21 protein-coding genes are annotated in these 21327 nt (G+C 64.9%); 8 read left to right on the top strand and 13 right to left on the bottom strand.

Annotated elements, in window-relative coordinates:
• Positions 1 to 41: 41 nt before the first annotated feature.
• Entirely contained in the window at positions 42 to 905 is an 864-nt protein-coding gene (locus G0P99_RS09610; RefSeq protein ID WP_164129156.1) for a zinc-ribbon domain-containing protein, read from the bottom strand.
• A gap of 183 nt (positions 906 to 1088) precedes the next feature.
• Between G0P99_RS09610 and G0P99_RS09605 the strand changes: the two genes are divergently transcribed.
• Genes G0P99_RS09605 through G0P99_RS09595 form a run of 3 tightly spaced genes read left to right on the top strand, consistent with a single transcriptional unit; the run spans position 1089 to position 3384 of the window.
• Complete coding sequence (locus G0P99_RS09605) at positions 1089 to 1766, top strand: cell division ATP-binding protein FtsE (protein ID WP_164129288.1); 678 nt, start codon at positions 1089 to 1091, stop codon at positions 1764 to 1766.
• A complete protein-coding gene (locus G0P99_RS09600; protein ID WP_164129155.1) occupies positions 1763 to 2662 on the top strand; it encodes an FtsX-like permease family protein in 900 nt (299 codons plus the stop codon). Before G0P99_RS09605 ends, G0P99_RS09600 begins: the two co-directional genes overlap by 4 nt.
• On the top strand, positions 2662 to 3384 hold the full coding sequence (locus tag G0P99_RS09595) for a 1-acyl-sn-glycerol-3-phosphate acyltransferase (RefSeq protein WP_164129154.1): 723 nt from the start codon (positions 2662 to 2664) through the stop codon (positions 3382 to 3384). The genes G0P99_RS09600 and G0P99_RS09595 overlap by 1 nt, the downstream gene beginning before the upstream one ends.
• Before the next feature lie 103 nt (positions 3385 to 3487).
• On the opposite strand, the gene G0P99_RS09590 is transcribed toward G0P99_RS09595, so the two are convergent.
• From G0P99_RS09590 to sucC, 9 genes are all read right to left on the bottom strand, one after another.
• Complete coding sequence (locus G0P99_RS09590) at positions 3488 to 4294, bottom strand: arylamine N-acetyltransferase (protein WP_164129153.1); 807 nt, start codon at positions 4292 to 4294, stop codon at positions 3488 to 3490.
• Positions 4295 to 4338: 44 nt separating this feature from the next.
• Positions 4339 to 5499: an adenylate/guanylate cyclase domain-containing protein gene (locus G0P99_RS09585; protein WP_164129152.1), complete on the bottom strand. Its 1161-nt coding sequence runs from the start codon at positions 5497 to 5499 to the stop codon at positions 4339 to 4341.
• 170 nt (positions 5500 to 5669) lie between these two features.
• Entirely contained in the window at positions 5670 to 7058 is a 1389-nt protein-coding gene (gene lpdA / locus G0P99_RS09580) for a dihydrolipoyl dehydrogenase (protein WP_164129151.1), read from the bottom strand.
• 71 nt (positions 7059 to 7129) lie between these two features.
• Positions 7130 to 7399 carry a hypothetical protein gene (locus G0P99_RS09575; RefSeq protein WP_164129150.1) on the bottom strand — a complete coding sequence of 90 codons (270 nt, stop codon included), beginning with the start codon at positions 7397 to 7399 and terminating at the stop codon, positions 7130 to 7132.
• A gap of 182 nt (positions 7400 to 7581) precedes the next feature.
• Complete coding sequence (odhB, locus tag G0P99_RS09570) at positions 7582 to 9102, bottom strand: 2-oxoglutarate dehydrogenase complex dihydrolipoyllysine-residue succinyltransferase (protein ID WP_164129149.1); 1521 nt, start codon at positions 9100 to 9102, stop codon at positions 7582 to 7584.
• Between the two features lie 3 nt (positions 9103 to 9105).
• Positions 9106 to 12063: a 2-oxoglutarate dehydrogenase E1 component gene (locus G0P99_RS09565; RefSeq protein WP_164129148.1), complete on the bottom strand. Its 2958-nt coding sequence runs from the start codon at positions 12061 to 12063 to the stop codon at positions 9106 to 9108.
• Positions 12060 to 12608, bottom strand: a complete 549-nt coding sequence (locus G0P99_RS09560; RefSeq protein ID WP_164129147.1) for a DUF805 domain-containing protein — start codon at positions 12606 to 12608, stop codon at positions 12060 to 12062. Before G0P99_RS09560 ends, G0P99_RS09565 begins: the two co-directional genes overlap by 4 nt.
• 49 nt (positions 12609 to 12657) lie before the next feature.
• Complete coding sequence (sucD, locus tag G0P99_RS09555) at positions 12658 to 13542, bottom strand: succinate--CoA ligase subunit alpha (RefSeq protein WP_164129146.1); 885 nt, start codon at positions 13540 to 13542, stop codon at positions 12658 to 12660.
• An 89-nt stretch (positions 13543 to 13631) separates the two neighbouring features.
• Complete coding sequence (gene sucC, locus G0P99_RS09550) at positions 13632 to 14825, bottom strand: ADP-forming succinate--CoA ligase subunit beta (RefSeq protein ID WP_093028093.1); 1194 nt, start codon at positions 14823 to 14825, stop codon at positions 13632 to 13634.
• Positions 14826 to 15147: 322 nt separating this feature from the next.
• On the opposite strand from sucC, the gene G0P99_RS09545 reads away from it, so the two are divergent.
• A complete protein-coding gene (locus G0P99_RS09545) occupies positions 15148 to 16233 on the top strand; it encodes a glycosyltransferase family 2 protein (RefSeq protein ID WP_164129145.1) in 1086 nt (361 codons plus the stop codon).
• Positions 16234 to 16270: 37 nt separating this feature from the next.
• Here G0P99_RS09545 and G0P99_RS09540 read toward each other — a convergent pair whose 3' ends face one another.
• Entirely contained in the window at positions 16271 to 16684 is a 414-nt protein-coding gene (locus G0P99_RS09540; RefSeq protein ID WP_164129144.1) for a DUF4345 domain-containing protein, read from the bottom strand.
• 81 nt (positions 16685 to 16765) lie between these two features.
• Here G0P99_RS09540 and G0P99_RS09535 point away from each other — a divergent pair, with 81 nt between their 5' ends.
• Complete coding sequence (locus G0P99_RS09535; protein ID WP_164129143.1) at positions 16766 to 17353, top strand: TetR/AcrR family transcriptional regulator; 588 nt, start codon at positions 16766 to 16768, stop codon at positions 17351 to 17353.
• 94 nt (positions 17354 to 17447) lie between these two features.
• Here the strand turns inward: G0P99_RS09535 and mdh are convergent, their stop codons facing one another.
• A complete protein-coding gene (gene mdh / locus G0P99_RS09530; RefSeq protein WP_164129142.1) occupies positions 17448 to 18410 on the bottom strand; it encodes a malate dehydrogenase in 963 nt (320 codons plus the stop codon).
• A gap of 161 nt (positions 18411 to 18571) precedes the next feature.
• Between mdh and G0P99_RS09525 the strand changes: the two genes are divergently transcribed.
• A complete protein-coding gene (locus tag G0P99_RS09525) occupies positions 18572 to 19327 on the top strand; it encodes a sulfite exporter TauE/SafE family protein (protein WP_164129141.1) in 756 nt (251 codons plus the stop codon).
• A gap of 33 nt (positions 19328 to 19360) precedes the next feature.
• On the opposite strand, the gene G0P99_RS09520 is transcribed toward G0P99_RS09525, so the two are convergent.
• Positions 19361 to 19681 carry a hypothetical protein gene (locus G0P99_RS09520; RefSeq protein WP_164129140.1) on the bottom strand — a complete coding sequence of 107 codons (321 nt, stop codon included), beginning with the start codon at positions 19679 to 19681 and terminating at the stop codon, positions 19361 to 19363.
• 219 nt (positions 19682 to 19900) lie between these two features.
• Here G0P99_RS09520 and G0P99_RS09515 point away from each other — a divergent pair, with 219 nt between their 5' ends.
• Positions 19901 to 20758: a CoA ester lyase gene (locus tag G0P99_RS09515; protein WP_164129139.1), complete on the top strand. Its 858-nt coding sequence runs from the start codon at positions 19901 to 19903 to the stop codon at positions 20756 to 20758.
• Between the two features lie 6 nt (positions 20759 to 20764).
• The gene (locus G0P99_RS09510) at positions 20765 to 21319 is read left to right on the top strand and encodes an NnrU family protein (RefSeq protein WP_164129138.1); all 555 of its coding nucleotides are present in this window, start codon (positions 20765 to 20767) and stop codon (positions 21317 to 21319) included.
• The last annotated feature ends 8 nt before the right edge of the window (positions 21320 to 21327 follow it).

Below are 21327 nucleotides of genomic sequence, written 5' to 3'. Positions count from 1 at the left end.
CGAAAAATCTCGTGGATGCCTGTGCGCAGGTCCCGGCGCTGTCAGGGACGCGGCATGAACGCCGCGGCCTGGGCGTCGAGCCAGATCCGGGCCTGATCGACCAGCGCGACATAGGCGCTGAGCATCGGATCGGTCTGCGGCACGCTGCGGGCGATCTGCGGGGCGTTGGTATAGAGCAGGAACAGCACCGCGCCGAACAGCAGCATCACGAGGAGGCCGCGCATAAACCCGCCGGAGCCGCGCTTGCGCGCCCGTTTCGAGGTGACCGGCGCCGGGGCGGCCGGAACGGTGTCTGCGCCGCGCAGGGTCGAGTTGATCTCTTCGATATCGGGCAGCAGGCCGCGCCGCGATCCGGCGGCCTCTGCCTCGGTCTCGGGCTCTTCGCCGCGGATCCGAGCCATGCGGTCCTGCGCCTCGCGGGCGCGCCGTTTGGGTTCGTCGCCCGGATAGGCGTCGAGACCCAGGTCCGGCTGGCTTTCCAGCGCTTCCGCCTCGCGGGCGCGAAGCTGGGCTTCGCGCGCGGCCTCCTGGCGCAGGATTTCCGAGATATCGGGGTCTATGCCGCGTCCGGTCTGCCCGCTTGGGGCCGGTTCGGCGGGCGCCTCGTCATCCTCGTCGTCGTAATCGTCATAATCGTCGTCATAGGCGCCCGATTGGCCGTGGTCCGGGCCGGTCGGGTGCGGTTCGTCCTCGTATTCCTCGGCGTCGTCGTATTCCTCGACGTCGTCATAGACGGGCGGAAGCGTCTCGTCCTCGGTCTCCGAGGTGTCCGGCATCGGTGCGCCGGCCGGCGGCTGGAACCATGTATGGCCGCAATTCGAACACTGGACGTCGCGCCCCTCGGTGGGGATCACCTCGTCCGGCACTTCGTATTGTGCGTCACAGTTCGGGCATGTCAGACGCATACTGTCTCCCGGTTTTCATTCTGCCTGAGCTTGTTTTTCCCCGGATCATAGGCGGTTGAGCCGATTGCGGAAAGAGAGATTTGGCCCGGAACCGGTGATGTGTCGCCTATTGGACTCAGGCGGGCATTGAAACTGTATTCCCCATCGGGCAAGAAAGGCGGTGAACCGGCAGGGGGCAGCGTTTTGATCGAGTTGGAGAATGTGGGCTACAGCTATGGCGGCGGCGAGCTTCTCGGCGATATCTCGGTCGATCTGTCACCGGGATCGTTCCATTTCCTGACCGGGCCGTCGGGATCGGGCAAGACCACGCTGCTGAAGCTGTGTTATGGCGCGTTGCAGGCCACCGCCGGACAGGTGATGGGCTTTGGTCAGGATCTGCGCAAGCTGGACCGGGACCAGATGGCGCTGTTCCGGCGCCGTATCGGCGTAGTGCATCAGGATTGCCGGTTTCTGGACCACTTGCCGCTGGCCGAGAATATCGCGCTGCCGCTGACGGTATCGGGTCACGGACTGGCCGGGCAGCAGGACAATCTGAACGAGCTGATGGCCTGGGTCGGGCTGACGAAACGGGCCGGGGCCCTGCCGCCGGAACTGTCAGGCGGCGAGCGCCAGCGCGCGGCGCTGGCGCGGGCGGTGATCATGTCGCCCGATGTGGTGCTGGCCGACGAACCCACCGGCAACGTCGACTGGGAGATGTCGCAGCGGCTGTTGCAGCTGCTGATCGAGCTGAACCGGATGGGCAAGACCATCCTTATCGCGACCCATGACCTGAGCCTGATCCGCGCCGCCAAGAGCCAGGTGCAGGCGCGGGTGTTGCGGATTTCGAACCGGCGGTTGCAACTGGCGGGGGCGGACCTGTGAGCGAGGGAACCATCCGCACATTGATCATGGTCGACAAGCAGGCCGACCGGGTGGTGCCGCCGTCGGGGTTCACCGCGCAACTGACCTTGTTCGTGTCGGGCGCGATGGCCTTTCTGGCGGTGTTTGCGCTGGCGCTGTCGCTGGCCTCGGGGCGGTTGGCGGATCGCTGGGCCTCGGAACTGGCGCGGGCGGCGACGCTGCGTATCAACGCGCCGGGCGATCAGGTCGCGGCGCAGACCAAGACGGCGCTGACCATCCTGCGCCAGACGCCGGGCGTGGCCGAGGTGCGGGCGCTGAGCCGCGAGGAGCAGGCGGCGCTGCTGGCGCCCTGGTTCGGGGCGGATCTGCCGCTGGACGCGCTGCCGGTGCCGCAGCTGATCGAGATCCGGGGGGCTGAGCCGGGATATGACGCGCAGGGCCTGCGGCTGCGGTTGGCGGCCGAGGTGCCGGGTGCGGTGCTGGACGACCATACCCGCTGGCGGGAACCGCTGGTGGATGCGGCCAATTCGCTGCGCCGCCTGGCGCTGGTGTCCATCCTGCTGATCGGTGGCGCCACGGCGGCGATGATCACGCTGGCGGCCAATGCGGCGCTGGCGGCCAATGCGCAGGTGGTCGAGGTCCTGCGCCTGGTGGGCGCGCGTGACCGTTACATCGCTGGCGCCTTTGTGCGCCGGTTCACCCTGCGCGCGCTGATCGGCGCGGCGGTGGGGGTTGTGCTGGGCATGGCGGGTGTCATGCTGTTGCCCGAAGCCACGGACGAGGGCGGGTTTCTGACCGGGCTCGGGTTTCAGGGGCTGGGCTGGCTCTTGCCGCTGGTCATTCCGGTGCTGGGCGCGGGGGTGGCCTTTGCCGCCACCTGGGCCGCGGCGCGGCGCACGTTGAAGGAGCTGAGCTGATGGTGCAATGGCTGCGTTCGCTGGTCTTTGTTGTCCTGATCTATCTGTGGATGGCGGTGCTGGGCCTGGTGTTCACCCCTTATGCGCTGGTATCCAAGCGCGGGGCGCTGAAGGCCTGCAAGCTTTATGCCCGGTCGACCATCTGGCTGGCGAGCTGGATGGTGGGGATCCGGGGCGAGGTACGGGGACCGGTGCCCACGGGCGAGGTGGTGATAGCGGCCAAGCACCAGTCCTTTTTCGATATCCTGCTGATCTTTGACGCGGTGCCGCATGCCAAGTTCATCATGAAGCGCGAGCTGTTGTGGACACCGATCATCGGGGTCTATGCCAAGCGGCTGGGTTGTATCCCGGTCGATCGCGGCAAGCGCGGCGCGGCGGTGGCCAAGATGGTCAAGGATGTCGCCAAGGAGTTTTCCGAACCCGGCCAGCTGGTGATCTATCCGCAGGGGACGCGGGTGGCGCCGGGGGTGTACAAACCCTACAAGGTGGGCAGCGCGGTTCTGTACGAAGGGTTGCAATATCCTTGCGTGCCGGCGGCGACCAATGTGGGCCTGTTCTGGCCCCGCAAGGGAATCCGGCGCAAGCCGGGGCTGGCAGTGGTGGAATTCCTGGAACCGATCCCGCCGGGCATCGCGCGGGGCGAATTCATGGCGCGGCTGGAAGAGGCGGTAGAGCAGCGGTCCAATGCGCTGATGGAAGAGGCCGGACGGGCGGCCGGCTGAGCCGGATCGCGTGGCGACCGGAGGCAGGGGGCGCTGCAACCCCTCTTGGCCTGCGGCCAATTCACCCCCGGAGTGTTTTCGCCCAGAAAGAAGCTGAATTGGGTCAGGTGACGCCGAGGCGATCCCAGAGCGCCGTGAGCGTGGCCGGGTCGAGGCGCAGCCCGAGATCGCGGGTCAGCAGGGTGGTGAGGTCTGTGGGGGTGGTGAGCTCTTGCTTGTCGAGCCCGCCGCCAGCGTCGCGGGTGCGCATCCGGTTGAAGGCGCCGATGCGGGTTGTGCCGTCGAAACCCGAGAGCAAGAGGTTGTTGCGAAACGGCATTTTTTCCCAGGTGGCGCAGAGGTGATTGGCGGCCTCGATATCGGCCTCGCTGACATGGGCCTCGTCAAAGCCGTAGAGGATGAAGGGACCTTCGGGCGTGTCGCGTTGCAGCAGGCGCTCGCCGGTAACGGGATCGGTGCGGAAGCGGTAGGTGCCGTTCGGTGCGCTCTGCGCTGCGTCGGTGTCGATCAGCAGCGGAACAAGCGGGCCGGGGCCGCCGAAGCCCGCGTCGGCGAGGTAGCGGCGCCCGTCGAGTGTGACCATCAGCGCCACATGGCTGCGTGACCCGGCGGTGGGCCTGCCGTTGCGGACCCGGGCCAGCAGGCGGCGGGTTTCGAAGCCGCAGGCCCGGAGCGCGGCGCCGAAGAGTGCGTTCAGCTCAAAACAATAGCCGCCGCGCCCGGCGTGCAGGAGCTTGGCCGCCAGCGCCCGGGGCGCGAGGTCGGGGGTGCGGCCCAGAAACGGGTCGATGTTCTCGAAGGGAATGGCGCGCAGCTGCGCTTGCTGGAGCTGGTGCAGCCCGGCGGCGGTGACGGGAACGGGGGCGAGACGGATGCGGCTCAGGTAGGCGGGCAGGTCGAAATCGGTCATGGCGGGCACCTCTGGCCGGACGATGCGGCGCGGCGGCGGAACCGTCAATCCAGGACGTGGAATTCGACCGGTTTCTCGAAACCGGCGACCTCGCAGGTGAAGGGGGTGCCGGTGAGGCCGATGGCGATGGTCCGGAACTGCGCCGAGCACAGCGTTCTGGCGTCACGCGACGAGGCCTCGTGCAGCATGCGGGCGCAGAGGTTCACCGCTGGGCCGATGGCGGTGAAGTCGAGCCGGTTGCGGCTGCCGACATTGCCGAAGAACACATCGCCCATGTGAAGCGCCGCGCGAAAGGCGATCTGTAACGGGCCTGTTTGTTCCGCAAGCGTTTCCCGGGCCTCGGTGACGGCGGCCATCGCGCTTTGGGCGGCGGCCTCTTGCGCGGTGAGGTCGTCGGGCGTGGGAAAGATCACCAGCACCCCGTCGCCGAGAAACTTGAGAATCTCGCCATTGTTGCGGGTCACGGCGTTGTCGATAACATCGAAGAAGCGATTGAGCACTTGCAGCACCTCGGCCGAGGCGGTGCGGTTCGACAGTGCGGTGAAGCCCTTGATATCGGCAAAGAGAATGACGGCGGAAATGGTCTCGCCGTCGCCGCGGACGATCTGGCCGCTCAGCACCTTGCGGCTGGTGGCGTCGCCGACATAGGTGGCGAGCGTGATCTGCTTGTCGAACCGTTCGGTGAAGAACTCCTTCATCCGGGCCAGCGGCGCCTGAACCCGGCGCAGGGCGGTAATGTCTTCTTGGGTGAACCCTTTGGCGGTCCGGGTGGCAAACTCGATGCAGCCGGAGATCGTGCCGTCAAAGTTGATGAGCGGCAACACCAGGATGTCGGTATAGCCCGAGGCCCGGAACGCGGCGGCATAGGCGGTATCGGTCCCAGGGTCCTGGCGCGCGAGTTCGAAGCGCATGGAGCGCCCGGTCGCGATGGTGCGCGAGATCGGGGTCGCGGCGAAATCGCTGCTTTCGAAATAGGCGTGGCGGAAGGTGACCCGGCGCACGCCGTTCCGTGCGGTCCAGCGGATCTGGATGCCACGGATATCGGGGTGGATGAACAGGCCGTTGACGATCAGCACGTCAAGCGGCAGACCGGCCGCGCGCAGACGGGCGGCGCTTTCCTCGACAACGGCCTCGATGGGCTTGGGCGGTTGTGCGCCGGCCATCAGCCAGCTTGAAAAGGCGGCGAGCTTGACCTGATCGACCATGACACCCCTTTCCCCCGAGTGGTGCGATCATCCGGTTCGGATCAGGTCATCATGCCTGAAAGTGTCGAAAATTCAAAATGGTGTATGCCGGGCAGCAAGAGTGGCCGGGTTTGACGCCCCTTGGGCAGAGGGGTGCGGGGCGGCGGTGGGCACCGCCCCGCAGGCGCGGGTCACGAGTGGATCGGACCGTCGCCACAGGCAAGCGCGGCTTCGCGCACGGCCTCGGAATAGGTCGGGTGGGCGTGGCAGGTGAGTGCCAGATCCTCGGCGGAGGCGCCGAATTCCATCGCGACGCAGACCTCGTGGATCAGCTCACCCGCGGCCGGGCCGATGATATGGGCGCCAAGGATGCGGTCGGTGTCCTTGTCGGCGAGGATCTTGACGAAACCGTCGGCAGCGAAGTTGGCCTTGGCGCGGCCATTGCCCATGAACATGAACTTGCCGACCTTGTAGGCGCGGCCTTCGGCCTTGAGGTTTTCCTCGGTGGCGCCGACATTGGCGACCTCGGGTGAGGTGTAGATCACGCCGGGGATGACGCCATAGTTGACATGGCCATGCTTGCCAGCGACCTGTTCGGCGGCGGCCATGCCCTCATCCTCGGCCTTGTGGGCAAGCATCGGGCCTTCGATCACGTCACCGATAGCGTAGATGCCGGGCACGTTGGTCTGCCAGTCCTTGCCGACCTTGATCTGGCCGCGCTGGGTCATCTCTATGCCCAGCTTGTCGAGGCCCAGACCGGCGGTATAGGGTTTGCGCCCGGTGGCGACCAGCACGGTATCGGCTTCGATCTCGTGCTCGGTGTCCTTCTTCATCAGCTTGTAGGTGACCTTGGCCTTGCCCCTGGCCACTTCGGTCTTTTGCACCGCGGCGCCCATGACGAAGTTCAGCCCCTGCTTTTTCAGGATGCGCTGGAAGGTCTTTTGCACCTCGCCGTCCATGCCGGGGGTGATCACGTCGAGGAATTCGACCACGGTCACCTCGGCACCCAGGCGGGCATAGACAGAGCCCAGTTCCAGCCCGATGACACCGGCGCCGATCACCACCAGGGATTTCGGGATCTTGCCCAGTTCCAGCGCGCCGGTCGAGGTCACCACGGTTTTCTCGTCTACCTCGACACCCGGCAGCGAGGCGGGCTCAGACCCGGAGGCGATGATGATGTTCCTGGCCTCGTGGGTGTCGTCGCCCACCTGCACCTTGCCTGCGGCGGGGATGGTGGCCCAGCCCTTGATCCAGTCGATCTTGTTCTTCTTGAACAGGAATTCGATGCCCTTGGTGTTGCCCTCGATCACCTCGTCCTTATAGGCGAGCATCTGTTTCCAGTCGACCGAGGGCGCCTTGCCCTTGAGGCCCATCTTGGCAAAGTTGTGCTGTGCCTCGTGCAGGCTGTGAGAGGCATGCAGCAGCGCCTTCGAGGGGATACAACCCACGTTCAGGCAGGTGCCGCCCAGGGTTTCGCGGCCTTCGACCACGGCGGTTTTCAGACCCAGCTGGGCGCAGCGGATGGCGCAGACATAGCCGCCGGGGCCGGCGCCGATTACGATAACGTCATAACTAGCCATTTTATCTCTCCTTCGTGTGCGCCGGGCGGGCTGTTGCGGCCCGGTGCCTGAAATGTCGTGCCGTCGCCGGATCAGACCGGTGTCAGCAGTTTCACCGTGATATGGGCGATGCCGCCACGTTCGTGATGCATGGCCAGTTCCTCGCTGTCGAAGAAGGCCTTGGCCGAGGCGAGGTTGGTGATCTCGAACAGGGCCACGGCATGGTCGGCGCGTTCGGGGTCGCGCCAGACATGCAGGTCGCGGATGCCCGCGGCCTTGCGCATTGCGCGATCCTCGCGGAATACCTTGAGCCAGGAGTCGAAATCGGCCACGTCGGCCTGCCAGAGGGCATGGGTTGCCATGGGTTAGTGTCCTTTTGATCCGGCATGTAAGGCAGCGGGCCGCCGGTGCTTGACCCGGAGCGCGGCAAATCTGGATAGCATTCCGTCAATCATCTGACCCGTCTTACCCGGATTGTTTGCCTGTCCGGCCTTGGATGGTTTCGGCCTCGCACCGGACATGGTGCGAGGCCGGTTGTCTTGGATCACAGATCCATGAGCAGGCGACGGGGATCTTCGAGCGCTTCCTTGACGCGCACCAGGAAGGTCACGGCGCCCTTGCCGTCGACGATGCGGTGATCGTAGGACAGAGCCAGGTACATCATCGGGCGGATCTTGATCTCGCCGTTGATGACCATCGGGCGGTCCTGGATCTTGTGCATGCCGAGGATGCCCGACTGCGGGGGGTTCAGGATCGGCGAGGACATCAGCGAGCCGTAGACGCCACCGTTGGAGATGGTGAATGTGCCGCCCTGCATCTCGGCCATGGAGAGCTTGCCTTCGCGGGCGCGTTTGCCCTTTTCGGCGATGGCCTTTTCGATCTCGGCAAAGGACATCTGGTCGGCGTCGCGGATGACCGGCACCACCAGCCCCTGCGGCGTGCCGGCGGCGACGCCCATGTGGACATAGTTCTTGTAGACGATGTCCTGGCCGTCGATCTCGGCGTTGACCTCGGGTACCTCTTTCAGCGCGTGGCAGCAGGCCTTGGTGAAGAAGGACATGAAGCCCATGCGCACGCCGTGCTTCTTCTCGAACGCGTCCTTGTAGGTGTTGCGCAGCTCCATCACCTCGGTCATGTCCACCTCGTTATAGGTGGTCAGGATCGCGGCGGTGTTCTGGGCGTCCTTCAGGCGCCGGGCGATGGTCTGGCGCAGGCGGGTCATGCGGACGCGTTCCTCGCGGGCGGCATCCTCGGCCAGCGTCGGCGCACGGGGGGCTGCGGCAGCAGGGGCCGGAGCGGCAGGCGCGGCGGCGGCGGGTGCTGCTGCGGCGGCGGCCACGGCGGCGGCGACGTCCTCTTTCATGATGCGGCCGTCGCGGCCGGTGCCGGTGACCTGAGCCGGGCTGATCCCGGCCTCGGCCATCGCCTTTTCAGCCGAGGGTGCATTGGCCACGTCCTTGGAGGTGGCCAGCGACGGGGTGACGGCGGCCGCAGGCGCCGCAGGCGCGGGAGAGGCGCCCGAGGCGCTGCCCGAGATCACCGCCAGTTTCGCGGCGGCATTCACGGTGGCACCTTCGGGTGCCACGATTTCGGCCAGAACACCGGCAGCGGGTGCGGGGACCTCGACCGAGACCTTGTCGGTTTCCAGCTCGCACAGCATCTCGTCCTGCGCAACGGTATCGCCCACTTTCTTGAACCAGGTGGAGACGGTGGCCTCGGTCACCGATTCACCCAGCGTGGGCACCATCACGTCGACCGAACCGCCGGAGGCTGCGGGGGTGGCGGCGGCAGGGGCCGCAGCGGCGGCGGGGGCGGCGGCGGCGCCTTCGCCCGCGGTGATGGTGGCCAGCAGGGCGTTGACACCCACGGTTTCGCCTTCCTTGGCCACGATCTCGCCCATCACGCCAGCGGCGGGGGCCGGGACCTCGACGGTCACCTTGTCGGTTTCCAGCTCGCAGAGCATCTCGTCCACGGCCACGGCATCACCGGGTTTCTTGAACCAGGTGGCCACGGTGGCCTCGGTCACGGATTCGCCAAGCGTGGGGACACGAACTTCGATCGTCATCGGTTATTTTCCTTCGATGCTCAGCGCTTCGTTCACGAGCGCCTCTTGTTGGGCTTTGTGTTGGCTGGCCAGACCGGTGGCAGGCGAGGCCGAGGTGGCACGGCCCACATAGGTCGGGCGGGAGTGCTTGGCGCCGATACGGGTCAGCACCCATTCGATATTGGGCTCGATGAAGGACCAGGCGCCCTGGTTCTTGGGCTCTTCCTGGCACCAGACCATCTCGGCCCCCTTGAACCGCTCCAGCTCGGCGATCAGCGAGTGGGCGGGGAAGGGATAGTATTGTTCGATCCGGAGCAGGTAGACATCGTCGATGCCGCGCGCGTCGCGCTCTTCGAGCAGGTCGTAATAGACCTTGCCCGAGCACATGACGACGCGCTTGATCTTGTCGTCGGCGACCAGCTTGGTGTCCGAGTTGCCCTTTTCCGCGTCATCCCACAGGACCCGGTGGAAGCTGGAGCCGGTGGTGAAATCCTCGGCCGTGCTGATCGCCAGCTTGTGCCGCAGGAGCGACTTGGGCGTGAACATGATCAGCGGTTTGCGGAACGTGCGGTGGATCTGCCGGCGCAGGATGTGGAAGTAGTTGGCCGGTGTCGTGCAGTTGGCCACGATCCAGTTGTCCTGGCCGCACATTTGCAGGAAGCGTTCCAGGCGGGCTGAACTGTGCTCGGGGCCCTGGCCCTCGAACCCGTGGGGCAGCAGCACCACGAGGCCGGACATGCGCAGCCATTTGCTTTCGCCCGAGCTGATGAACTGGTCGAACATGATCTGGGCGCCGTTGGCGAAGTCGCCGAACTGTGCCTCCCACAGCGTCAGCGCGTTGGGTTCGGCGAGGCTGTAGCCATATTCGAAACCCAGCACCGCGTATTCGCTGAGCATCGAGTCGATGACTTCATACTGCGCCTGACCGTTGCGGATGTTGTTGAGCGGGTAGTAGCGCTCTTCGGTTTCCTGGTTGATCAGGCCGGAATGGCGCTGGCTGAAGGTGCCGCGCGTGGCGTCCTGGCCCGCCAGGCGAACCGGATAGCCCTCGGTCAGGAGCGAGCCATAGGCCAGCGCCTCGCCGGTGGCCCAGTCAAAGCCCTTGCCGGTGTCGAACATTGCCTTCTTGGTGTCGAGCAGGCGTTCGACCGTCTTGTGCATGGCGAAGCCGTCGGGCGCGCGGGTCAGGGCGTTGCCGACCTCGGCCAGGGTTTCCGGCGAGATCGAGGTTTCGCCGCGCACGTATTCCTCTTTGTTCTTGTCCAGATGCGACCAGCGCCCATCCAGCCAGTCGGCCTTGTTGGGCTTGTAGTCCTTGCCGGCTTCGAACTCTTCGTTCAGATGCGCCTGGAAGGCAGCCTTCATGTCCTCGATCTCGCCCTCGGGGATCAGCCCGTCGCGGACCAGACGCTCGGTGTAGAGGCTGAGCGTGGTCTTGTGGGTCTTGATCCGCTTGTACATGATCGGGTTGGTGAACATGGGCTCGTCGCCCTCGTTATGGCCAAACCGGCGATAGCAGAAGATGTCGATCACCACATCCTTGCGGAACTTTTGCCGGAACTCGGTGGCTACCTTGGCGGCGTGTACCACCGCCTCGGGGTCGTCGCCGTTGACGTGGAAGATCGGTGCCTCGACCATCAGGGCGATATCAGTGGGATAGGGGCTGGAACGGCTGAAATGCGGCGCGGTGGTAAAGCCGATCTGGTTGTTCACCACGATATGCATGGTGCCGCCGGTGCGATGGCCGCGGATGCCGGAAAGCTGGAAGCATTCCGCCACCACGCCCTGACCGGCAAAGGCGGCGTCGCCATGCAGCAGCACCGGCATGACCGAGGTGCGGTCCTTGTCGCCGAACTGGTCCTGCTTGGCGCGGGCCTTGCCCAGAACCACGGGGTTGACCGCCTCGAGATGCGAGGGGTTGGCGGTGAGGCTGAGGTGAACCGTGTTGCCGTCGAACTCTCGGTCCGAGGAGGCGCCGAGGTGATATTTCACGTCGCCCGAGCCGTCGACATCCTCGGGCTTGAAGCTGCCGCCCTGGAATTCGTTGAAGATCGCGCGATAGGGCTTGCCCATCACGTTGGCCAGGATGTTCAGGCGGCCGCGGTGCGGCATGCCGATGACGATCTCGCGGACCCCCAGCGCGCCGCCGCGCTTGATGATCTGTTCCATCGCGGGGATCAGCGCCTCGCCGCCGTCGAGGCCAAAGCGCTTGGTGCCCATGTATTTGACATGCAGGAACTTCTCGAAACCCTCGGCCTCGACCATCTTGTTCAGGATGGCCTTGCGCCCTTCGCGGGTGAAGGAGATCTCCTTGCCATAGCCTTCGATCCGTTCCTTCAGCCAGGCAGCCTCTTCGGGGTCCGAGATATGCATGTATTGCAGCGCGAAGGTGCCGCAATAGGTGCGTTTGACGATGTCGATGATCTGCCGCATCGAGGCATGGGTCAGGCCCAGCACGTTGTCGATGAAGATCGGCCGGTCCAGATCGGCATCCGAGAACCCGTAGGTGCGCGGGTCAAGCTCGGGGTGCGGGGTGCCCGCGCGCATGCCCAGCGGGTCGAGGTCGGCCACGAGATGGCCCCGGATGCGATAGGCGCGGATGATCATCAGGGCGCGGATCGAATCCAGCACGGCGCGCTTGACCTGCTCTTCGCTGATCTCGACGCCTGCGGCGGCGGCCTTTTCCTTGATCTTCTTACCGGCGGCCTTGCCATCAACCTCGGCCCATTGACCTGTCAAAGCACCGGTCAGGTCGTCGGCGGGCATCGGCGGCCAGTCGGCGCGCGCCCAGCTGGGGCCGTCGGCCTCTTTCTTTACATCGGTGTCCGCGTCGCCCATGGCGCGGAAAAACTCGGCCCAGGCGGCATCGACCGACGCGGGGTCGTTGGCGTATCGGGCATAGAGCTGTTCGAGGTATTCCGCATTATGCCCCTGCATGAAGGACGAGGCATGAAACTGAGAGTTGGGCGATTGTTCGGTCATTTTTGTACCTCATGAGGGTTGGGACCGTATTGATTGGTGCCCGGCTGGCTGGGCCGGGTCAGCCACCACAGCACCAAAAGCGGCGAGATGATCAGGACGGCGAGCGTCGGGATCAGCAAGAGCAGCGTGGCGCGGGTGAAGAGAAGGTCGAGCGAGCCGCCAGCGGCGAAGCTGGAGGCGATGCCGATGCCGAAGACCAGGAGCAATCCGGCGCCGATCATCAGCAAAATGGGGAACAGCGCAAAAAGCCCGCTGCGGCCGGTGTCGTGCATCCGGCGAAAGGCCACGGCCAGATGCGGCAGGAACAGGGCGAGCGAGAACAGCGCGCTGATGGGGCCGGTATTCTCGATACTGGCGCTGGCGCCGGTGTCCGAGGTTTCGACCGTTGTGGTCACGGAATCGAACAGCGCCGCGTCGAGCAGGGTTGCCACCACGTTGCCCAGCACCATGAACAGGAAAAAATACCAGTACTCCGGGCGAGAGGCCCGCCCGGAGAAAGTGAAGTATTTCGAGAAACACGTTCCTATGGATTGACCGAACGTCATGTGTCCTCCCGATTTCAATGCCGCCCCGCGCCGGCGCGGGGCCGGCGGGTTACTTGCCGATGGCGGCCAGCACGGCCTCGCCCAGGGTTGCCGGGCTGTCGGCGACGACGATCCCGGCCGAGCGCATGGCTTCGATCTTGTCCTCGGCGCCGCCCTTGCCGCCGGCGACGATGGCGCCCGCGTGGCCCATGCGGCGGCCCGGAGGGGCGGTGCGGCCCGCGATGAAACCGGCGACCGGCTTCTTGCGGCCTTTCTTGGCCTCGTCTTTCAGGAACTGGGCGGCCTCTTCCTCGGCGCTGCCGCCGATTTCGCCGATCATGATGATGCTTTCGGTTTCATCGTCGGCCAGGAACCATTCCAGCACGTCGATATGCTCGGTCCCCTTGATCGGGTCGCCGCCGATGCCCACGGCGGTGGACTGGCCCAGACCGATATCCGAGGTCTGTTTCACCGCCTCATAGGTCAGGGTGCCCGAGCGGGACACAACGCCGACGCTGCCGCGCTTGTGGATATGGCCGGGCATGATGCCGATCTTGCAGGCGCCGGGGGTGATCACGCCGGGGCAGTTGGGGCCGATGAGGCGCGAGGACGAGCCTTCGAGGGCGCGCTTGACCTTCATCATGTCGAGCACCGGGATGCCCTCGGTGATGCAGACGATCAGCTCCATCTTGGCGTCGATCGCCTCGAGGATCGAGTCGGCGGCAAAGGGCGGCGGGACGTAGATGACGGAGGCGTTGGCCTCGGTCACGGCCTTGGCCTCGTGCACAGAGTTGAAGACGGGCAGGTTGAGGTGGGTGCTGCCGCCTTTGCCGGGGGTGACCCCGCCAACCATCTTGGTGCCATAGGCGATGGCCTGTTCCGAGTGAAAGGTACCCTGCGAGCCGGTGAAGCCCTGGCAGATGACCTTGGTATTTTCGTCGATGAGGACTGCCATCTTGGCGTTCTCCTTTGAAATCTGTCGTAGGGTGGGCAGACTTGCCCACCATTCATTGGGGGATGGTGGGCGGGCCGCCCACCCTACGTTCAGCCCTTGACCGCTTTCACGATCTTCTCGGCACCGTCCGACAGGTTGTCGGCGGCGATGACGTTCAGGCCGGAGGTGTTGATGATCTCCTTGCCCTTTTCGACATTGGTGCCTTCGAGACGGACGACCAGCGGAACCTGAAGGCCCACTTCCTTGACCGCGGCGACCACGCCTTCGGCGATCACGTCACAGCGCATGATGCCGCCGAAGATGTTGACCAAGATGCCTTTGACGTTGGGGTCCGAGGTAATGATCTTGAACGCTTCGGTCACCTTCTCCTTGGTGGCGCCGCCGCCGACGTCGAGGAAGTTGGCGGGCTCGGCACCGTAGAGCTTGATGATGTCCATGGTGGCCATCGCCAGGCCCGCGCCGTTGACCATGCAGCCGATCTCGCCATCGAGTGCGATGTAGTTGAGATCGTACTTGGAGGCTTCGAGTTCCTTGGGGTCTTCCTCGGTGGTGTCGCGCAGTTCGGCGATGTCCGAGTGGCGGTAGATCGCGTTGCCGTCAAAGCCCAGCTTGGCGTCGAGCACCTTGAGGTCGCCCTTGTCGGTGACGATCAGCGGGTTGATTTCCAGCATCTCCATGTCCTTCTCGACGAAGGCACGATAGAGCAGGCCCATCAGCGACACGCACTGTTTCACCTGAGCGCCTTGCAGGCCCAGGGCAAACGCGATGCGGCGGCCGTGGTAGGGCATGTAGCCGGTCACCGGGTCGACGGCGAAGGACAGGATCTTTTCCGGGGTGCTGGCGGCGACTTCCTCGATATCCATGCCGCCCTCGGTCGAGCAGACAAAGGAGATGCGGCTGGTCTGACGGTCGACCAGCAGCGCCAGGTACAGTTCGGTCTCGATGCCCGAGCCTGCCTCGATATAGATGCGGTTCACTTGCTTGCCGGCGGGGCCGGTCTGGTGAGTGACGAGCGTGCGGCCCAGCATCTTCTTGGCTTCCTCGGCGGCCTCTTCGACCGACTTGGTCAGACGGACGCCGCCCTTTTCGCCGGCATCGGCCTCCTTGAACTTGCCCTTGCCGCGACCACCTGCGTGGATCTGGGCCTTGACCACCCAGAGCGGCCCGTCCAGTTCACCGGCCGCGGTCTTGGCATCCTCGGCCCGGAGAACCACGCGGCCGTCGGACACCGGAGCGCCGTAGCTGCGCAGAAGTGCCTTGGCCTGATATTCATGGATATTCATAGAATTCTGTCCCGTCTGACTGCGATTACCCAGCATATAGGGTTGTCTAATGCCGATCCTTAAAGGGTTTTTTGACGCCTCCCGGGTTTTTGAGGAAGATTTTCGATATTTGTGATCACACGTTGAAAATGTGTGATCACATATTCGAAAACCCGTGAGTACCGTTGATTCGCAGTTGCAGAAAACTTGGTTTCCACGGCGGCCTGGAGCTTGGGCGCTAACGGTCGGCGGCGCTGTCCGGGCGCAGGGGCGGTTGATCTGCCCCGGGGCTGGAGCTAGCCTGTGAGGCAAGCGCGGCAGGCGCGCGGGCAGAGAGGCAGGCATGTATTTTCGCGACGCCGGAACCGAGCGTGTGACCTGGGCGGTGGTGGCCACCTGTCGCGAGAGCCTGGTTCTGACGCTGAGTTTCGTGACCCATCACCTGGCGCAGGGGGCGGCCTATGTCGAGCTTTATCTCGATGCTCCGGACCCTGTGCAAGAGGCGGCGCTGGCGCGGATTCCGGGCTGCCGTGTCACTGTCTGCGATGCCGCGTATTGGCGGGAAACGCTGGGCGGGCCGCGGCCGCCAGCCAATGAAAAACGGCAGTTGCGCAATGCCGGACGGGCCTATGCCCGCGCCGAGGCGGACTGGATCGTGCATCTGGATGCGGATGAGTTCATCGAGGCGGACGTGCCGCTGGCGGATGTTCTGGGCGCCTTGCCGGATACGGTCGACTATCTGCACCTGCCGAACCTCGAGCGCGTGTTTGACGCGACCCGCCCGCAGGCGCAGCTGTTCGACGGTTACATGCGGGCGCCGTTGGCGCGGGGGTGGCCGGTACAGGCCGAGGTTCTGGATCCTGAGGTGCAACCGATGCTGCATCGGGGGATCGTCGCGCATTCGCAGGGGAAATCGGTGGTGCGCAGCGATCGCGACTGCCTGATGGGCATCCATTCACCGCGCGCCCGGAGCGGGCGCGACGCCCTGTTGCACTGGCCTGCGACCACGGCACGGGTGCTGCATTTCGACGGGCTGACTGGGTTCCATTGGATCATGAAGCTGTTGCGGGGCTGGTCCGATCGTGGCGGCGGCGCCGCCGCGCATGGCGGGCTGGTGCCGTCCCGTCAGGCCCAGATCGGCTATGTGGACGAGAACCGCGGCGACATGTTCGCACTGCTGCAACTGCACCAGAACCTCAAGGCGCTGCCGCCCGAGGATCTGGCGCGGATGGAGGCGCTGGGCCTGGTGCGCCGGCCGCAGATCGACCCGGGCGCGGCGCTGCACGCCATGGGGCGGGCGGGTGACCTGTCGGTTCGGGCCTTTGATGATGGGCTGGACTTTGAGGTGCCCGACCTCGACCGTCATCGCAAGCGGTGGCGGCGGCTTTACCGGATGCATTTCGAGGACCAAGGCTCTGTCCCGGCCTGAAAAGGCCGGGACCGGCGGGGTGCGAGCGGGAAGGGTGTCAATTGGGTGCCAGTACCCGGGCTTCGGGTCCAGTCTGACCCCAACGCAGCAGGGCAAGCGCGCCCAGGCCCAGCGCCCATTCCACGCCCGTGACCGCGATCAGCATCGCATCCGGTGCGCCGTCAAAGCCGATACCGAACAGACGGCCCAGCCCGTAGCCCAGGTAGATCAGCGCCGAGAGTTGCAGCGCGGATGTGGTGTGGCGGCCGCGCAGCGCGGCCGCTAGCACGACGAGGCCCGACAAAAGCAGCAACATCCCGCCCGCACGCAGGTCCGAGCGGATTAACACGACATCGGTAAGGTTTTGCCCGGAACTGGCATACAGAACCTCGGGCGTAAAGCTGAGCAGGGCGCCGATCAGGATCAGGACGGCAGCGGAGACAAGCAGGAAGATCTTGACGAGATTGGACATGGCAGGACTCACTTTACACAATGTAAGATGAGTGGTTGAATGGGGCAGAATCTTACATCGAGTCAAGTAAAATCTTACACTATGTCAAATAAACGGGAACAAACCCGCCTGTTGCTGCTGGAAACGGTTCTGTCGCTGCTGATGGCCCCCGAAGGCTCCCCGATGCGGATGATCGACGTGGCACGGGCCGCCGGTGTCACGCGGCAGACGGTCTATGACCACTTTACCAACCGAACCGACATGCTGATCGCGGCGATCTTGCATTTTGGCGATACGCTGGAGGTCGATGCCCGGCTTGCCCCCAGCCGCGCGGCGCCGGACGGGCGCAGCCGTCTGGCGGCCTATACCACGGCCATGCTGGAGTTCTTCCCGGCGATCTATCCGCTCAAACAGGCGCTGGAGCGGTTGGGACCGGCCGACGAGGAGGCAAGGGCCGCATGGGACGACCGCATTCGCGCCATGAAGGAGGGCTGTGCCGCGGCGGTTGCGGCCCTGCGCGCCGATGGCGATCTGCTGGTTCACCTTTCCGAGGAGCGGGCGGCGGACTTGTATTTCACGCTGCTCAACATGGATGGCTGGGCGCATTGCGTTCTGGAAAACGGCTGGAGCGCGGCGGATTACCTGGCCGAGATGCAGCGGGTGATCGCCCTGGCGCTCGTCAGGTCGTAGGCCGGGCTGCCAAAGGAAAAGGGCCCGGATTTCCGGGCCCATCGCAAATCTGTCATTGGAAAAACCGGATTGTGCCGGTGTTTTCCGAGCTGCCTCAGGCCAGCGAGTTGTCGATGCCCTTGCAGGCCTCGACCAGGCCTTTGACCGCGTTGACTGAATTGTCGAACATGTCCTGCTCTTCCTTGGTCAGCGACACGTCGATGATACGCTCGATGCCGCCGGCGCCGATCACGGTGGGCACGCCCACATACATGCCCTTGACGCCCAGTTCGCCGTCGCAATAGGCGGCACAGGGCAGAACGCGCTTCTGATCCTTCAAATAGGCCTCGGCCATTTCGATGGCGCTGGTCGCCGGGGCGTAATAGGCCGAACCGGTTTTCAGCAGGCCAACGATCTCGGCGCCGCCGTCACGGGTGCGCTGCACGATGGCGTCAAGTTTCTGTTGGCTGGTCCAGCCCATCTTGACCAGGTCGGGCAGCGGGATACCGGCTACGGTTGAGTAGCGGACCGACGGCACCATGGTGTCGCCATGGCCGCCCAGCACAAAGGCGGTGACGTCTTTCATCGACACGTTGAATTCTTCGGCCAGGAAGTGGCGGAAACGGGCAGAGTCGAGCACGCCCGCCATGCCGCAGACCTTGTTCGCGGGCAGGCCCGAGAACTGTTGCAGCGCCCAGACCATCGCGTCGAGCGGGTTGGTGATGCAGATGACAAAGGCGTCAGGCGCGTTGTCGCGGATGCCTTCGCCGACCGATTTCATGACCTTGAGGTTGATGCCCAGGAGGTCGTCGCGGCTCATGCCCGGCTTGCGCGGCACACCGGCGGTGACGATGCAGACATCGGCGCCCGCGATATCGGCATAGGACTGGGTGCCCTTGAGCTTGGCGTCGAACCCTTCGGAGGGGCCGGATTCCGCGATGTCGAGCGCCTTGCCCTCGGGCGTGCCTTCGGCGATGTCGAAGAGGACGACGTCACCCAGTTCCTTCAGCGCGACGAGGTGGGCGAGCGTGCCGCCGATCTGACCTGCGCCGATGAGCGCGATCTTGGGTCTGGCCATTTGGAGTATCTCCGGTCCGGTTGAAAATCGACGTTGTGCTAGTGCGTAATGCGGCATCGCGCAAGGGTTCTGCGACGCGGCATCACGGCGCATTTACCCTGTCCGGTCGGGGTTGGTTGCGCTAAAGCTGTTTCTGCACAGGGATTTATGGGGCAAAGAGCGTGCCGGAACTGGGTATCGGCTTTTTCGCGGTGACCATCCCGGCGGTGATTTTCGCCGGAATATCAAAGGGCGGTTTCGGCTCTGGCGTCGCATTTGCCTCGGCCTCGATTCTGGCGATCTATCTCGATCCGGGGCAGGCGCTGGCGCTGATGTTGCCGTTGTTGATGGTGATCGACCTGGCCACGCTTGGCCCTTATCGGCGGCGGTGGAGCTGGCCCGATGCCCGTTTGCTGATCCTGGGGGGCATGCCGGGTGTGGCGCTGGGCGCGTGGCTGTATCATGCCACGGACGCCGATCTGCTGCGGCTGCTCATCGGCGGGATCTCGGTGGCGTTTGTGGTCTGGCAGGTGGCGCGGGGGCGCGGCTGGGTGCGGGAGTTCGCCAACCGCCTGCCGCCGTCCGCCGGGCTGCTGGCCGGGGCGGTGGCGGGGTTCACCAGTTTCGTGAGCCATGCGGGCGGGCCGCCTGCGGCGGTTTATTTATTGTCGCAGAAGCTGGGCAAGACCGAGTTTCAGGCCACCACGGTTGTCACCTTCTGGGCGATCAACATCGCCAAGTTCATACCCTATGCCTGGCTGGGAATGTTCACGCTGGAGACCGCCTGGGCCGATGTCCTGCTGACGCCTTTTGCGCTGTTGGGCGCCTGGCTGGGGGTGCGGGCGCATCACATGGTGTCCGAGCGGCTGTTCTTTGCGCTGGCGCATTTGATGCTGACGGTCACCGGGGTCAAGCTGATCTGGGACGCGCTGACCTGAGCGGTGGGGCGGGGGCGGCGGGCCCCCGCCGGTTCAGGCGTCGTTGCCGGAGGCGGGCAGCGCCTCGGTCAGTGTTTCATAGGCCTCGCCCGAAGCGACCATGCAGGTTATGCCGTTGGGCAATGTCACGATGATGGTCCAGGTGCGGGTCTCGTCAGAGGCAAACACCTCCATCACCGAGCCTTGTTGCACCAGGCCGATACCGCGGCGCGCCTCGCCGTATTTCTCCGTCAGGTGTTTCAGGACCACGGTGCGCGGGGCGCAGTTCTGCCCTTGGGTCTGAGCGTTCACCTGCTGGGCCGCAAGGGCCATCAGGCCTAGGCCCATCGTCATCTTGAACATGGTATTCTTCATGGGTCTTCCCCTTTCCCCGGGGTCGCCCGGCACGGCCCGCCGTGCCCGGCTCCCCGATCCAGTGGGAAAAAGCCTGCCGATAACCTTCTGCAAACCGGTTAACCCTGCGTGCGGGCCCCCGCAACGCAGGGCATATGCTGCAATGCGGCGATTTTTGCCTTGAACATTCCGGTAAAAAATGTCCCTCTCCGCGCAACAATATTGCTTTGGGAGAGACTCATGGACCCGCGCCAGCGCCCTTATCGTTCCGTCCTTTACATTCCCGGCTCCAAGGAGCGGGCGCTGGACAAGGCGCGCAGCCTGCCGGTGGACGCGATCATCTTTGACCTTGAGGACGCGGTGGCCGCAGACGAAAAGGACAACGCGCGCGAGACGCTGAAGGCGGCGCTGGCGCAGGGTGGCTATGGCCAGAAGGTGCGGATCGTGCGGATCAACGGGCTGGACACGCCTTGGGGTCGGGTTGATGCCGAGGCGGTGCGCGAGATGGATGCCGACTTGGTGCTGCTGCCCAAGGTGGGCGGAGCAGCGGATGTGGACGCGTTGGCGGCGATCACTGGCGACCTGCCGATCTGGGCGATGATGGAAACCCCGCGCGGGATGCTGAACGCGGCCCAGATAGCCGCGCATCCGCTGTTGACCGGGTTTGTGATGGGCACCAACGATCTGGCCAAGGAGTTGCAGACCCGGTTCCGGGCCGACCGGCTGCCGATGATGACCTCGCTGGGCCTGTGCTTGCTGGCGGCCAAGGCCGAGGGGCTGATCGCCATCGACGGCGTCTATAACGCGTTCAAGGATGACGAGGGGCTGGCCGCCGAATGCGCGCAGGGCCGCGACATGGGGTTTGACGGCAAGACGCTGATCCATCCGGCGCAGGTGGATATCGCCAACGCGGCCTTTGCCCCGTCCGAGGCCGAGATCGACCTGGCCCGCCGCCAGATTGCCGCCTTTGCCGAGGTCGAGGCCAGCGGGCAGGGCGTGGCCGTGGTGGATGGCAAGATCGTGGAAAACCTGCACGTTGCAACTGCCCGTGAAATTCTGGCAAAAGCAGAGGCGATATTGTCTTTGCAAGCAGGATAAACCGTTATGGGCTTCGTTCTTCTGATCCTTGGTGTGGCACTCTGGTGGGGTGCACATCTGTTCAAGCGGGTCCGGCCTGCGCAGCGCGCCGCGATGGGCGATCGTGGCAAGGGGGTCGTGGCGCTGGTGCTGCTGGCCTCGGTCGCGCTGATGGTGATCGGGTTCAGGATGACGCCCTATGTGCATGTCTGGGCACCGCCCTCTTACATGACCCATGCCAACAACCTGCTGATGCTGGTGGCGATCTGGATGATGAGCCCGGCCGGTACCAAGGGCAAGCTGCTGCACAAGATGCGGCATCCGCAACTGGCCGGGTTCCGGGCCTGGGCGGCGGCGCACCTGCTGGTCAATGGCGATCTGGCCTCGATCATCCTGTTCGGCGGCCTGTTTGTCTGGGGCATCGTCGAGGTCGCCGTGATCAATGCGGCCGAGCCGGAGTGGACCCCGGGTCCGCAGGGAACATTGGCAAAGGATGGCATGTTCTTTGTCGCGTCTGTCGTTCTGCTGGGCGTGATCGGATATATCCACGGGCTGGTCGGCCCGTCGCCCTTCCCGATGTAAGGAACCTC

The organism is Ruegeria sp. PrR005 (assembly GCF_010500245.1).
GTDB classification, from domain to species: Bacteria; Pseudomonadota; Alphaproteobacteria; order Rhodobacterales; family Rhodobacteraceae; genus Ruegeria_B; species Ruegeria_B marisflavi.
This window is presented reverse-complemented; position numbering and strand designations above follow the sequence as displayed.